This is a genomic window from Mycobacterium sp. 20KCMC460 (genome assembly GCF_022179425.1).
In the GTDB taxonomy this organism is placed as follows: Bacteria; Actinomycetota; Actinomycetes; order Mycobacteriales; family Mycobacteriaceae; genus Mycobacterium; species Mycobacterium kiyosense.
On sequence record NZ_AP025524.1, the window covers coordinates 5,112,825 to 5,127,021 of the forward strand.

At 68.5% G+C, this 14,197-nt stretch carries 11 protein-coding genes and 1 pseudogene; 6 read left to right on the forward strand and 6 right to left on the reverse strand.

The annotated features are described in order from the left end of the window. The first annotated feature begins 17 nt into the window (after window positions 1-17). Both MKCMC460_RS23530 and MKCMC460_RS23535 read left to right on the forward strand, forming a co-directional pair. On the forward strand, window positions 18-1,823 hold the full coding sequence (locus MKCMC460_RS23530) for a serine/threonine-protein kinase (protein ID WP_238304909.1): 1,806 nt from the start codon (window positions 18-20) through the stop codon (window positions 1,821-1,823). Between the two features lie 146 nt (window positions 1,824-1,969). Then, complete coding sequence (locus MKCMC460_RS23535; RefSeq protein ID WP_238304910.1) at window positions 1,970-3,925, forward strand: serine/threonine-protein kinase PknH/PknJ; 1,956 nt, start codon at window positions 1,970-1,972, stop codon at window positions 3,923-3,925. An 11-nt stretch (window positions 3,926-3,936) separates the two neighbouring features. Here the strand turns inward: MKCMC460_RS23535 and MKCMC460_RS23540 are convergent, their stop codons facing one another. The 3 genes from MKCMC460_RS23540 to MKCMC460_RS23550 form a co-directional block, all read right to left on the reverse strand. Next, complete coding sequence (locus tag MKCMC460_RS23540; protein ID WP_236977453.1) at window positions 3,937-4,503, reverse strand: hypothetical protein; 567 nt, start codon at window positions 4,501-4,503, stop codon at window positions 3,937-3,939. A gap of 262 nt (window positions 4,504-4,765) precedes the next feature. After that, on the reverse strand, window positions 4,766-4,903 hold the full coding sequence (locus tag MKCMC460_RS23545) for a hypothetical protein (RefSeq protein ID WP_236977454.1): 138 nt from the start codon (window positions 4,901-4,903) through the stop codon (window positions 4,766-4,768). Next, on the reverse strand, window positions 4,900-6,288 hold the full coding sequence (locus tag MKCMC460_RS23550) for an amidase (RefSeq protein ID WP_236977455.1): 1,389 nt from the start codon (window positions 6,286-6,288) through the stop codon (window positions 4,900-4,902). The genes MKCMC460_RS23545 and MKCMC460_RS23550 overlap by 4 nt, the downstream gene beginning before the upstream one ends. Window positions 6,289-6,327: 39 nt before the next feature. Here MKCMC460_RS23550 and MKCMC460_RS23555 point away from each other — a divergent pair, with 39 nt between their 5' ends. The 3 genes and pseudogenes from MKCMC460_RS23555 to MKCMC460_RS23560 form a co-directional block, all read left to right on the forward strand. Then, complete coding sequence (locus MKCMC460_RS23555) at window positions 6,328-6,756, forward strand: HIT family protein (protein WP_236977457.1); 429 nt, start codon at window positions 6,328-6,330, stop codon at window positions 6,754-6,756. 152 nt (window positions 6,757-6,908) lie between these two features. Further along, on the forward strand, window positions 6,909-7,775 hold the full coding sequence (locus MKCMC460_RS31900; RefSeq protein ID WP_370652964.1) for a hypothetical protein: 867 nt from the start codon (window positions 6,909-6,911) through the stop codon (window positions 7,773-7,775). Further along, window positions 7,757-9,739, forward strand: a pseudogene (locus MKCMC460_RS23560) (putative bifunctional diguanylate cyclase/phosphodiesterase); the annotation flags it as partial. The gene MKCMC460_RS31900 and the pseudogene MKCMC460_RS23560, both read left to right, overlap by 19 nt. Here the strand turns inward: MKCMC460_RS23560 and MKCMC460_RS23565 are convergent. The 3 genes from MKCMC460_RS23565 to MKCMC460_RS23575 all read right to left on the reverse strand — a co-directional run bounded on the left by MKCMC460_RS23565 (window position 9,736) and on the right by MKCMC460_RS23575 (window position 12,867). Next, window positions 9,736-10,776: an LLM class flavin-dependent oxidoreductase gene (locus MKCMC460_RS23565; protein ID WP_236977459.1), complete on the reverse strand. Its 1,041-nt coding sequence runs from the start codon at window positions 10,774-10,776 to the stop codon at window positions 9,736-9,738. The pseudogene MKCMC460_RS23560 and the gene MKCMC460_RS23565 sit on opposite strands and share 4 nt — an antisense overlap. Before the next feature lie 142 nt (window positions 10,777-10,918). Then, the gene (locus tag MKCMC460_RS23570) at window positions 10,919-12,040 is read right to left on the reverse strand and encodes an FAD-binding protein (protein WP_236977461.1); all 1,122 of its coding nucleotides are present in this window, start codon (window positions 12,038-12,040) and stop codon (window positions 10,919-10,921) included. Beyond that, on the reverse strand, window positions 12,040-12,867 hold the full coding sequence (locus MKCMC460_RS23575) for a uracil-DNA glycosylase (protein ID WP_238304912.1): 828 nt from the start codon (window positions 12,865-12,867) through the stop codon (window positions 12,040-12,042). Before MKCMC460_RS23575 ends, MKCMC460_RS23570 begins: the two co-directional genes overlap by 1 nt. A gap of 76 nt (window positions 12,868-12,943) precedes the next feature. On the opposite strand from MKCMC460_RS23575, the gene MKCMC460_RS23580 reads away from it, so the two are divergent. Continuing rightward, the gene (locus tag MKCMC460_RS23580; protein WP_238306036.1) at window positions 12,944-14,188 is read left to right on the forward strand and encodes an MFS transporter; all 1,245 of its coding nucleotides are present in this window, start codon (window positions 12,944-12,946) and stop codon (window positions 14,186-14,188) included. Window positions 14,189-14,197: the final 9 nt, after the last annotated feature.

Below are 14,197 nucleotides of genomic sequence, written 5' to 3' on the forward strand. Positions count from 1 at the left end.
GGCCGATGGGGGGCCCGATGAGTCAGGAACCCGGCTCGCGGTCAGGTTCGATGTTCGGGCCCTACCGCTTCACGCGACTGATCGGGCGCGGCGGGATGGGCGAGGTCTACCAGGCTGAACACACCATCAAAGGGTGGACGGTGGCCGTCAAGCTGATGTCGGAAACCGTCAGCAAAGATCCGGTGTTCCGGGAGCGGATGAAGCGCGAAGCCCGCATCGCCGGCCGGCTGCAGGAGCCGCATGTCGTGCCGATCCACGACTACGGCGAGATCGACGGCCAGATGTTCCTGGAGATGCGACTCATCGAGGGCGACGACCTCGACAGCACGCTGCAGCGCTACGGCCCGATGCCGCCGACCCGTGCGGTCGCCATCATCACCCAGGTCGCCTCGGCGCTGGACGCCGCGCACGCCCTCGGGGTGACGCACCGCGACGTCAAACCGCCCAACATCCTCATTACCCGCGACGACTTCGCTTACCTGGTCGACTTCGGCATCGCCAGCGCCAAAACCGAGGAGAAGCTCACTTCGCTCGGCGCCCCGGTGGGCACCTGGAAATACATGGGTCCCGAGCGGTTCAGCGACGGCGAGGTCACGCCGCGCGCCGACATCTACTCGCTGGCCTGCGTGCTGTACGAGTGCCTGACGGGTGCCGCGCCATACCCCTCCGACAGTGCCGGCGTCCTGATCAGTGCCCACATGATGAACCCCATCCCCCGGCCCAGCGCCGCGCGCGAAGGGGTTCCCCGGCCCCTGGACGCCGTCATCGCCCGCGGCATGGCCAAGAGGCCGGAGGATCGCTACGCCAGCGCCGGTGAGCTGGCGCAGGCCGCGCGTGACGCGCTGAGCAACCCTGACCGCGACCGGGTCTCCGATATCGTGCGCCGCTCGCAGGAGACGGCGTTGCCCGAACGGTTCGTCGATCCCAAGACCGTCCGGCATTCGCGCCCGCCGTCCGCAGACCCGCCCCGCCCGTCCGGTCCGATCCGGTCGGGACCGCCGCCCCTCAACCACCCGCCGGCCGGCCGGCGTGCGCCGCATCCCCCGCAGATGCCATCTGCCCCAACGAGTTCCACGGGCAACCCGACCTGGGCCCCCGCCCGACCACCGAGTGGACCCATCCCCGGCGCGCCGCCGACGCCGCCGTTCAGCGGACCGGTGTCATGGCAGCCTGCGGCGCCACGCGGGCGCAACCACTGGGCGATCGTCGCCGGCGTGGCCGCGGTGGTCCTGGTGCTCATCGTGGCCGCGATCGGCATCTGGGCGGCCACCAAGGACGACGGCAGCGCGCAGGCAGGGGGGCGCTCGACGACCATCGCCCCGCCCACGACCCAGACCACCGCGTCCACCACCGCACCGACGACGCCGGTCCCGTCGTCCGGCTCGTCCGGTTCGCCCGCAGCGCAAGCCCGATTGTTGGCCGCGCTGCCGACCGGCTATCCCGCTGGATCCTGCAAACCGGACGACAAGACGATGCCAGGGGCGATGGTGTCGGTGACCTGCGGGCAGAACACCGACAGCAACGGGCCCAGGGTGTCGGGATACGGGTTGTACTCCGATATCGCCGCGCTGAAAAAGGCGTTCTCCGGGTTCATCGGGACCTTCACCGTCCAGCAGTGTCCCGGCGGCAAGGCGTCCCCGACCACGTGGTGGCACACCAAGGACCCGAACACCATCCTCGGCCAGATGGCGTGCGGCACCTACAAGGGCGACCCGCAGGTCATGTGGAGCAACGAGCAGACGCTGATGTTCGGGCTGGTCTCCGGCAGCCCGCAGGGGCCAAGCATCGACCAGGTGTTCAAGTGGTGGGGCTCGCACTCGTGACCCGGGTTTGACGCCGGCTGGAAATCGCAGCTCGTTTCAGCTTTTGCCGCCGGCCGCCGCAGCTGCCAGTGGCAGATTATCTGGCAATTTACCTCGGTGTTGTTGATAGTGTCGGCGGCAGCGCGGGGTGATTGGGAGGATCAGCGATGAGCGACACGCAGGGCTCGCGGGTGGGCTCGATGTTCGGGCCCTACCACCTCAAACGGTTGCTGGGTCGCGGGGGGATGGGCGAGGTCTACGAGGCCGAGCACACCGTCAAAGAGTGGACGGTGGCGGTCAAGCTGATGACGGCCGAATTCAGCAAGGACCCCGTCTTCCGCGAACGCATGAAGCGCGAGGCCCGCATCGCCGGGCGCCTGATGGAACCCCACGTGGTGCCCATCCACGACTACGGCGAAATCGACGGCCAGATGTACCTCGAGATGCGGATGATCGAGGGCACCGACCTCGACAGCCTGCTCAAGCGGTACGGCCCGCTGACCCCGCCGCGCGCGGTGGCCATCATCACCCAGATCGCCTCGGCCCTGGACGCCGCCCACGCCGCCGGGGTGATGCACCGCGACGTCAAACCGCCCAACATCCTGATTACCCGCGATGACTTCGCGTACCTGGTGGACTTCGGCATCGCCAGCGCCACCACCGACGAGAAGCTCACCCAGATGGGCACGGCGGTGGGCACCTGGAAATACATGGCGCCGGAACGCTTTTCCAATGACGAGGTCACTTATCGCGCCGACATCTACGCGCTGGCCTGCGTGCTCTACGAATGCCTGACCGGCGCCCCGCCGTACCGCGCCGACAGTGCCGGCATCTTGGTGACGGCTCATCTGCGCGACCCGGTCCCGCAGGTGAGCACCGCACGTGCGGGCATCCCGAAAGCCTTCGACGCGGTCATCGCACGGGGTATGGCCAAAAAGCCCGAGGATCGCTACGCCAGCGCCGGCGACCTCGCACTGGCCGCCCACGAGGCGCTCAGTACCCCCGACCAGGACCACGCCGACAAGATCGTGCGCCGCAGCCAGGAGGCCACGCTGCCCGGTCCCCCGACGATGGTCCCACCGACCATGCCGGCCGGGCCGATGTCGCCGCCGCGGTCCACACCGCCACCGCGATCCACACCGCCGCCGCAGTCAACTCCGCCGCCGAACACCCCGCCGCCGGACCCGCGCTATGCCCAGCCCCAGTACCGCGGCGCGCCCGGCTCGTCGGGACCGGTCCCGCAGCAGCGGCCGCCCGCTCCGGCCGGCAATCCCGGCTGGGCCGCGGCCAGTGGCCCGATCTCGGCGCCGAACCCGACACCGCAGAATCCCCCGTACTACCCCGGTGGCGGCCAGCCCGGCGGACCGCCCAGCACACCGATTCCGTATCCGCAGTCGGGTCCGGTTCCGGCCTGGAACCAACCGCCGCCCAAGAAACGCAACCCCTGGCCCATCATCGCGGCCGCCATCATCGTGGTCGCGCTGGTGGCCGGAGGAATCGGCATCTATCTGGCCACGCGGCCCGACCCGAAACCCAAGGTCAAGCCGATCTCCGAGGATCGGCTGAACTCACTGTTGCTCAGCCCATCGGAGATCAACTCGGTGATGGGTTCGTCCACGATGCAAGCCGGCAAGACCCTGACGTCGATGGACACTTCCGACGTGACGCTCTCCGCGCCGGACTGCCGGAGCGCGCGTTACGTCGGCGCGGCGCCGGTGTTCGCCGGTACCGGCTACACCGGGATCAGCGCCGTGCAGCTCGCCGAGCCGGACGAAGATTACAAGCACTGGGTGGTACAGGCCGTGGTCGCGTTCCCGACGGCCGAAAAGGCCCGCGAGTTCATGGACAGTTCGCTGAAAAAATGGAAGAGCTGCGCCGGCAACACCCTGACGGTCACCAGTAAGTCCAAGACCTACCGGTGGACTTTCGCCGACGTGCAAGGCGCGCCGCCGAAGATCACCATCGTCGATACCCAGGAGGGGGCCGACGGTTGGGAATGTCAGCGGGCAATGGGTGTGGCGAACAACGTCATCGTCGATATCAACGCCTGCGGCTACCAGATCACCGATCAGGGCAGCAAGATCGTGGACAAGATCGTCGCCAACGTCAACAAAGAGAAGTAACGCCGCCGGGGTCAGCTCGACAGATCGGGGCCCTGCGCACGCAGGTCGTCGACCGCGGACATCGCGCTGCGCAACTTGGCGAGCCATTCCTCGGTGTGCTCACCGACCAGCTTGACCGACCAGGCCAGGGCGTCGGCGCGGGAGCGAGCGACGCCGGCGTCGACCAGCGTATCGAGCACCTGACGCTCCGGTTGACGCAGCCGCGTCATAACCGGAACAGCGATGTGGGTGAACAACTTTCGTTCGCCGTTGACCTCCACACCCCAGGACACCTTGCGCCCGTAGCGCGCCTGCGCCTCCTCGGCGATGGCTATCCGCTCCGCCCGGGTCTCCTCACGGAATCGCGACGCCCGGCCCTCGGCGCGTGCGGCGCTTTCTTCCTCGGCGCCGTCCGGGACCGCGAGCCTGCCGACAACCGTGATCTCCTCGCGGTCGACCACGACGGTGGGGTCGCCGTCGAACCAGCTTTCGGGTAAGCGACCGGCGAACCATTCGGCCGCGCCGGCCGCGTCGGGCTGATCGGCCTGCTGCCAGCCGCCGGGTCGCCCGTGCCGGCGACCGTGATGATGAATACTCATGATTACATGATTACACCATTACATCGATTACTGAACGATGGTTCGCCGCGAGCGAACAACAAGCGCCGGACAACCTGGCTGAGACAGCCCCCGGAAGCGTTGCCATCAGGTACGGGCGGTTGTATTTTTGGGAGCGAAGCAGGCCCGGAAGTGACCAAATCTCAAGTGCCGGAAGACGGGGTAACACCCGGCCGCGTCCGACCCGCGTACGACGGAGTCGGAACGCCCCCCGAGTCACGCCGGGCCTGCCCTATACGCGTGATCAGTCCCGCCGGACTCGATGCACCCTGGTCTCCCCCTCGATGCCTTTCAGCCGCCGCGCCGGCGAACGACCACTGAAAATCAGCATCGTTGCGTCCAGGCCGTCGAGCAGGTCGTCGATATCGGACCCGTCGCTCATGACACCGGCGGCCGGCGCTGCGCCCACGGCCGGGCCGCTTCGATCTGCGCCGACAGCGACAACAGCGTCGCCTCGTCGAAGGGTCGCCCGACCAGTTGTACCGACATGGGCAGGCCGTCGTCGTCGAAGTCCCAGGGAACCACCGCGGCCGGCTGACCGGTCAGATTCCAGACCTGCTGATACGGAACCCGCTGACCGACCAGCAGTAACGTCGAGATGCCGCCGCGGCGCTGGTAGGCGCCGATGCGGGACGGCCCCGCAGCACAACCCGGCGTTACGACGACGTCGACGTCGTCGAAGATCGACTGGATCCGCGCGCTCAGCCCGATCTCCGATTCCCGCAACGCCGCCATCCGCCGGTCGGAGAAAAACGAACCCAGCCGGGCGAGGTGGCGGGTGCGCGCCTCGAGCCGCTCCGGGTGGGCCTGTGCGTCGGCGTCGTCGCTGATGCCGCGCAGCATGCGAGGCAGATAGTTCGCGTAGAGCGACGGCGGGTACTGCGGGTCGCGATCGATCACCTGATGACCCAGGTCGCGAAGCAACGCTCCCGCCTGTTCGAGCGCGTTGCGCTGAGCCGTGCCGACCCGGACCGGCATCGGCGTCGGCACCTTGGCGCTCAACGCGATTCGCAGCTGCCCCGGCGGTCGTGTCGCGGCGGCGGCGAACTCACCTTCCGGCCCGGGCACCGTCGTCGTCGCATCGAGCATCAGCGCCGCGTCCAGCACCGACCGGGTGAGGGGGCCGTTGACGCTGAGCCCCTCCCAGGCGTCGTCGTGCGGCTCCAGCGAGACCCGGTCGCGCTGCGGCTTCAACCCGAACAGGCCGCACCAGGTCGCCGGGATGCGGATCGATCCGCCGCCGTCGGAGCCCAGCGCGATCGGGGCCAGGCCGGCCGCGACCGCCGCGGCGCTGCCCCCGCTGCTGCCGCCCGGCGTACGACGGGGGTTCCACGGATTGCGGGTCGCCCCGAACGTCAGCGACTCGGTGAACGGCATGATCATCAGCTCGGGCACCGCGGTCTTGCCGATGACGACCGCACCCGCGGCACGCAGCCGACGGACGACCTCGGCGTCGTCCTTCACCGCCGGGCCGTGCGCACCGCTGCCGTAGGTCGTGACCTCGCCCGCGACGTCGACGTCGTCCTTGATCGCGATCGGCACCCCGAGCAGCGGTCGCCGCACCCCGGCGTCCAGGCGCTGCTGGGCGAGCTCGGCCTCCTCGCGGGCGCCGTCGTACCGCACCACCCGGTAGGCGCGCAGTTCGCTGTCCAGCCGCTCGATCCGCTCCAGGTAGACCTCGAGCAGCTCGGGAGCGGTGATCTCGCCGTCGGCCAGCATCCGGGCTTGCTCGGCGGCGCCGGCGAACGCGAGATCGCTAGGGTCCACTGCCGCAGCGTATCTCGGGTTGCCAGTACCGTTGGCGACATGTCCTGCGTGTTCTGTGCGATCGTCGCCGGGACAGCTCCGGCCATCCGGATCTGCGAAGACGACGACTACCTGGCAATCCTCGACATTCGTCCGTTCACCCGCGGCCACACCCTGGTGATTCCCAAGCAGCACAGCGTGGACCTCGGCGACACCCCACCGCAGACCCTGGCCGGGATGATCACCATGGGTCAGCGCATCGCTCAGGCTGCCAAGACGACCGAGTTGGCCGACGCCACCAATATGGCGATCAACGACGGCAGTGCCGCGTTCCAGACCGTGTTTCACATCCACCTGCACGTGCTGCCGCGACGCAACGGCGACAAGCTCGCACTGGCCAAGGGCATGGTGCTACGTCGAGATCCAGATCGGGACGCAACGGGACGGATCTTGCGCGCAGCATTAGCCGGTACTGACAGCCGTGGTTAATCGTACGGCTGGTCGCGAAACCCATTCGATGACTGAATCTGCGTCAGTAATGAGGTAGAAATGCAGTCCAGCGGTCTATTCTGTGAAAGCGCGCGGTGGAAGCCTTCGATTACCTCGCCGGCAGGCGCGCTACGGGCTAGCTGGAGCAGGGAATGAAGCGCTGGACGGGATTGCCGTGCCCGCTCACCGGGCTGACGATGGGCGTCAGCTGTGCGGTGGTCGGCGGTTACGCGCTCGCGGCGGCCCTGGTGCTCCCTTCCTCGCTGCTGGGCTGGCAGGGCCCCTACGCCACGCGGCCCCTCGTGCAGGTCGTGACCGTGCTCTGCCTGCTCTTCGCGGCCGGCTGCGCTGCGCGAGCCGCTCGGCACGCCGTCGGCCGCCGCCGCTTCGGCTGGCTTTCGCTGGCTGTCGCGCTGACCGGCTGGGTGGTCGGTGAAATCATCTGGGCCGTCCTCGACGTGCGCACCGAACTCGACCATGCCAGCCATCCCGCTGCGGCGGAGTTCGTGCTACTGCTGTTCCCGATCGGCGTCCTGACCGCACTGGCGTCGCTGGCCAACCCGCAGGGCCACAACATCTGGCGTCTGGTGCTCGACGGCATCATCGTGGCAACCTCGCTGTTTGTCGCCTCGTGGGTGTTCGTCCTGGACAAACTGCTGCAGACGGCTAACAGCTCACGGCCGACCACGGTGGTCCACGTCGTCACCGACGTCATGCTGATGACCGTCGCCATCCTGGTGTTGTCGCGAGGCCGTCCCGGCGGTCGCCGCAGCATCACCCTGCTGGCCGGCGGAATCACCACCATCATGCTGGCCGACCTGCTGGTCCTGTTTCGCACCGGGGTGGGCAGCTACCACACCGGCGACCTGGTCGACGTCACCCGGGTCGCGGGACTGGGACTGGTCGCGCTGGCGGGTCTGGTCAGCACCACGGAGTCCCCGACCGCCACGAACCTGGACGAGGTCACCTCGCGGGTGCGGCTCTGGTTGCCCTACCTGCCGTTGCTGCCTATCCGCTGACATACGCCGGTCTGCTGCTGCTGATGCAGGCGCGGCTCAAGCGGGTGCCGCTCGCGGTTCGGCTCGACTCGGTGGTGTGCGGACTGGCGATGGCCGCCGTGGCCGCAGCGCTGACCGCGGGGCCGATCCAGGCCGCCACCGCGCGCGCGCCGGCCACCGTGCTGGTGGGGCTGATCTACCCGTGGTGCGACCTGGTGTTGCTGGCGCTGGCCGCCGGGATGCTGCCGATCCTCGGCTGGCGGCACGAGTTCCGCTGGAGCCTGCTGGTCGCCGGATTCGTGTTGTTCGCGGCCGCTGACACGGCCTATCTGTTCGAGACCTCCGCCAGCGAATACCGGGTCGGCACCCTGCTCGACGCCTGCTGGCCCGCGTCGTCGCTGTTTCTCGCGCTGGCCGCCTGGACCGCGTGGTCATCGACGCCCCCACTGCCGCGACGCGGACTCGGCTACTACGCCGCTCCGGTGGCGTGCACCGTCGTGGCGCTCGCCGTCACCGCGGTAGGCCACGAGTCACGCAGCGCGCCGATACTGGCGGCGCTGAGCCTGATCGCGGTCGCGGCCCGATTCTCGGTGACCTTCCGCGAGGTCAGCAATCTGGCCGAGAACCACAAGCAAGCCATGACCGACGGGGTTACCGGGCTGCCCAACCGGCGGTCTCTGGCCACCACGCTGACCGAGGTGCCCGTCTCCCCGCCGCGGACGCCCGTGGTCGGGCCGCCGCTGCTAGCCCGGGCACCGGCTCGTCGTGCACTGCTGTTGTTGCAGCTACTGGAGTTTCACGAGATCAACGACACCGTCGGTCCGCGCTTCGGCGACGAACTGCTACGCCAGATCGCAGATCGATTGTCCCAGAACGTGCGTCGCGACGACCTTCTTGCGCGCGTCGGTGACGACCAGTTCGCGATACTGCTCGCCGAGGGCGCAGACCTGATCGCCGCACGCGCCCAAGCGGGCCGGCTGCTCGAGGCGCTGGGTGAGCCGTTCGCCCTGGACCCGGTGACCATCCAGGTCGACGCCCGGATCGCGATCGCACTGTTCCCCGACCACTGCGACCATCCACAGGAACTGCTGAACCGCGCGGAAATCACACTGCCGCATGCCAAGTCGGCCCACGGCAGGATCGCGGTCTACGACACGGCGTTCGAGCTGTATCGGGAGAACGACCCCAGCCTGATCGAGGAACTTCGAGCCGCCCTGGCCGACGGCTCCGAATTGACCTGCCACTACCAGCCCAAGATCAACGCCGCGGACGGCAGCGTGCACAGCGTCGAGGCGCTGCTGCGCTGGCACCATCCCGCCCGCGGGTTGCTGCTGCCCGAAGAGTTTCTGCCCGAGGCCGAACGCGCCGGCCTGATGCGCAAGATCGCCAACCGCACCGTCGACCTCGCGCTGAAACAAGCTCGAGCTTGGCGCGACCAGGGACTGCCGCTGACCATCGCGGTGAACCTGTCCACCACCAACCTGCTCGACCTCGACCTGGTCGGCAGCATCGATCAACAACTGCGCACCCATGGCCTGCCCGCCGACGCGCTGATCATCGAGATCACCGAAAGCACGCTGGTGGACTCGGCGCGGTCGCGCAACACCGTCGCCGCGTTGCAGCAGCTGGGGGTGCGTATCTCGCTGGACGACTACGGCACCGGATGGTCGTCGCTGGCGCGGCTGCAGGACGTGTCAGTGGACGAACTCAAGCTGGACCGGGTGTTCGTGGCACGACTGGCCCAGGACCCGCGTTCGGTGGCCATCGTGCGATCCACCGTGGCGCTGGCCGAGAGCCTGGGCGCCGATCTGGTCGCTGAGGGTGTCGAGGACGAGGTGACGTTGCGGGCGTTGCGGCAGTACGGCTGCACCATCACCCAGGGTTTCGTGCACAGTCCGCCCCTGCCCGGCAGCGACCTGCGGGACTGGATCCTGACCAATGCGCCCGGCCCGGCGCCGAAGAAAGCTCAGCAACAGCCGAGCTAGAACAGCTCCTTGGCGAGCAACTCCAGTGTGTTGACCCGCGCCGGCGACGTCGCCGGGTCGGTGCCGCGGTACGCCGCGGCGACCGGGTGCACCATCACCTCGTCGACGTCGAAATGCGCTGCCAGCGAACGCAATTGGTCGGCGGCCTCAGCGGGGGCGCCGACGACGGCGCGGCGCAGGCCGCTGTCCACGATGTGCTGTTGTTGCGGCGTCAGGCGGGCCTGTTGAGCCTCTTCGACCAGTTGCACGGGTCCCAGCGGTTGCCCGGTACGCAGCCGCGCCATCATCTGCAGATTGGGCAACAGCAAAGCCGTTGCTTCGTCCCGTGTTTCGGCTACGGATGCATTGACGGTAAGGAAGGTCACCGGCTCGTGGGTCAAATCGCTGGGCCGAAAGTGCTTGCGGTAGTAGGCAAGCGCCTCTTCGGTACCTTGCCCGGAGAAATGATGGGCGAACACGTACGGCAAGCCCTTGGCGGCGGCCAGCTGCGCCGAGTACATCGAGGACCCCAGCAGCCACAGTCTCGGCTCGCTGGTGGCGGCGGGGGTGGCCTTCAGCGTGTAGTCACCGGAACGCAGCGCCAGCCGCACGCCGCTCGCGCTCATCAACGCCGCGACGTCGTCGAGGTACTGCGGGAAGTTCGCTATGTCGCTGTCGTCGGCGGCGCCCCGGCCCGCACGCAGCATGTAGGAAGTCACCGGGTCCGAGCCGGGGGCGCGGCCGATGCCCAGGTCGATGCGGCCCGGCGCGGCGGCCTCCAGCAGCGCGAACTGCTCGGCGACGGCCAGCGGCGCATGGTTGGGCAGCATCACCCCGCCCGAGCCGAGTCGCAATTGGGTGGTCTGGGCGGCGAGGTAGGCGATCAGCACCGGCGGGCTCGTCGCGCCCACCGACGGCATGTTGTGGTGTTCGGCCAGCCAGTACCGGGTGAAACCGAGCCGGTCGGCCGTCTGCGCCAACGCCACCGTCGCGGCCAGCGCATCCCCGGTCGACTGGTCGGAACGCACCGGGACAAGGTCGAGTACAGAAAGTCGCACGCCTTCCTCAACGCGTTCGAGGGTGCAAACCTTCCCGCGCTGAAGTCGGAGTTGATCCGCCGACCGCTGCACTGGCGTGTCGTTCGGCACCCGACGTTGCGCCAGCGTGACGCTCGGCGCGAAGGGGGGAGTCGGGCGCGGATCAGTAGTTCATCAGCGTGATCGAGTTCACGATCATGTCGAACTGCTCCTGCGATATCGGCGCGCCGCCGGGAATGCTGTCGCTGGCCAGGAATTGAGTGCGCTCGGTGTAAGCGTGAAAACGCTTGAAGTAGTTGGCAAATCCGAGTCCATGGTCGGTGCGGGCCAGTTTCAGCTCGCCCGCCAGAATGGTCGCGCCCAGCAATGCCAGGCTGGTGCCCTGCCCGGACAGCGGCGAGGCGCAGTACGCGGCGTCGCCCACCAGCGCCACCCGCCCGATCGACCAGTGGTCCATCACTATCTGCGACATTTCGTCGAAGTAGAAATCCGGCGCCGAGCGCATCAGCTCCAGCAGTTTCGGCCGAACCCAGCCGTCGTCGGCCATCCGCCGTTCCAGCTCGGCGAACTGCGCTTCGGTGTCGCGGTAGTCGATGCGCAGCTCGGGGTCCATGAACCCCAGCATGGCTCTGGCCTCGGAGTTGTTGCGCGCGCTGTACACCCCGGCCATGGTGTGGTCGCCGTAGTGCCACATCTGCCAGTAGTCCAGATTCAAAAAGTTGGGCACCGTGAAGATCGCGGCGAAGGTGCCCAGGCGCTTGATGAACCGCTCCTCCGGTCCGAACACCAGCCGGCGCACGTTGGAGTGCAGGCCGTCGGCGCCGATCACCAGTTCGAAGGTGCGGGGCTCCTCGCGTTCGAAGGTGACCTCCACGCCGGGGCCGAGATTATCCAGAGTGACGATGGTGTCGTCGAACAGGAACTCGGACTTCAATTTCGTTTCGTCGTACAGCAATTCGACCAGGTCATCACGCAGCAACTCGATGTCGGGGCTGCCGATCGGCCCGCCCGTCGGTGTCGACTCGGTGTCCTCGGACAACACGTTGCCGTCCCGGTCGACGACGGACGAACCCCGGATGCGGGTCCGGCAGTCCTCGGCCACCGCGCGCAACCCCATCCGGTCCAGCACCTCTAGCGCCGGGCCGCGCACGTCGACCGCCTGACCACCCGGCCGCAGCCCCGGGTAGCGCTCCACCACGGTCACCGCATAGCCGATCCGGTCCAGCCAATACGCCGCGGTCAGACCCGCGACACTGGCCCCGGAGACCAGCACCCTCTCGACCATTAATCAATCCCTGCCAGCTTCTTAGCGTCCGCGAAGACGTCGTCGAGCATTGCCGGAGTCAACCTACCGGTGAACATGTTCTGCTGGCTCGGGTGGTAGCAGCCCAGCACCCGCACTCCTGACGGCAGTTCGGCGACGACGCCATGGCCGAACTTGGCCCGGCCCGTCCGGCTCGCGCCGGCCAGCTTGAGCGCAATCTGCCAGGCGAAACCGCCCAGCGCCACCAGCACCCGGACATCCGCTGCGACCAGCCGCCACTCGGCCGCCAGCCAGGGTGCGCAGGTGTCGCGCTCGGCGGGCGTCGGGGCATTGGCCGGCGGCGCACACCGCACCGGCGCGACGATGCGAATCTGCTTGGCGCACAATCCGTCTGCGGCGTCGACACTGGTCGGCTGGTTCACCAGGCCGGCCCGGAACAGCGCCGCGTAGAGCTGGTCGCCGGAGCGGTCGCCGGTGAACATCCGGCCGGTGCGGTTGGCGCCGTTGGCGGCCGGAGCCAGCCCGACGATCAGCAGCCGCGGCCGCTCCGCTCCCCAGCCCGGCACCGGACGACCCCAATAGGGCTGGTCGGCGAACGAGCGGCGCTTGGTGACCGCGACCTCCTCGCGCCAGGCCACCAGCCGGGGGCAGGCCCGGCATACGCTGATCCGCGCGTCCAGTTCGGCGATGTCGGGTGCCGTGTCGGCCAGCTCTACGACGCGCGCGGCGTCGGCGGCTACCGGCGTCTCGAGGGTTGCCCGGTCGCCCGGCCACCCGGAGCCCGGCGCGACGGGCGAGCTGAACGCCTGGCCGGTGTTCGGGTGGAAGAGCACCCCTACATCCTGCACGGGCCAGCAAATTCGGTGGTTTCTGTGGCCGGTTTGGCGTTAGATTCAGCCGCGATATCCCATGAGCAGCTTGTCGATGGAAAACAACCGCGGCCCGGTCATTCTCGTCCTCTTTGCCAGTCTGATGGCGTGCTCCGGCGACGGCATCTCGATAGTCGCGTTCCCCTGGCTGGTGCTGCAGCGCCAGGGCAGCGCCGGTCAGGCCTCGATAGTGGCCGGCGCGACGACGCTGCCGCTGCTGGTTTCCACGCTGGTCGCGGGCACCGCGGTCGACTTCTTCGGTCGCCGGCGGGTGTCGATGGTGGCCGACGCGCTGTCCGGGTCGGCGGTGGCCGGCGTGCCGTTGGTGGCGTGGGCGTTCGGCGGGCAGGCCGTCGACGTCGCGGTGCTGGCGGTGCTCGGTGCGTGCGCGGCGGCGTTCGACCCGGCCGGTATCACCGCGCGCCAGTCGATGCTGCCGGAGGCCGCCGCCCGGGCCGGCTGGTCGCTGGACCGGGTCAACAGCAGCTACGAGGCGCTCCTGAACCTGGCCTTCATGGTGGGCCCGGGCATCGGCGGGCTGATGATCGCGACGGTCGGCGGCATCACCACGATGTGGATCACCGCAGGGGCGTTCGCGATGTCCATCCTGGCGATTGCGGTGCTGCGGCTGGAGGGCGCCGGCAAACCGGTGCACGTGAACCGGCCCCGAGGATTGAGGTCTGGGATTGCCAACGGGCTGCGTTTCGTGTGGAGTCTGCGGGTGCTGCGCACGTTGGCGCTGATCGACCTGACCGTCACAGCGCTGTATCTGCCAATGGAGACCGTGTTGTTCCCCAAGTACTTCAGCGACCGGCATCAGCCCGGGCAGCTGGGTTCGGTGTTGATGGCGTTGTCCCTGGGCGGCTTGCTGGGTGCGCTGGGCTATGTGGCGCTGGCAAAACGAGTACCGCGCCGGGTGATCATGCTGACCGCGGTGCTCACCTTCGGGGCCGCCGCCACCGCGATCGCGTTGCTGCCGCCGCTGCCGGTGATCCTGTTGCTGGTCGCGCTGGTCGGCCTGGTGTACGGGCCGATCCAGCCGATCTACGCCTACGTCGTGCAGACCCGGGCGCCGGCGCACCTGCGCGGTCGGGTGGTCGGGGTGATGGCGTCACTGGCCTATGCCGCGGGCCCGCTGGGACTGTTGCTGGCCGGTCCGTTGGCCGATGCGGCGGGCCTGCACGTCGCGTTTCTGGTGCTCTCGCTGCCGATCCTGGCGACCGGGTGGCTCTGCATCGGGCTGCCGTCGTTGCGAGAACTGGATCGCGCACCGGAGTTCGCTGTCGGCTCCTCAACGTAGGATCGGCCC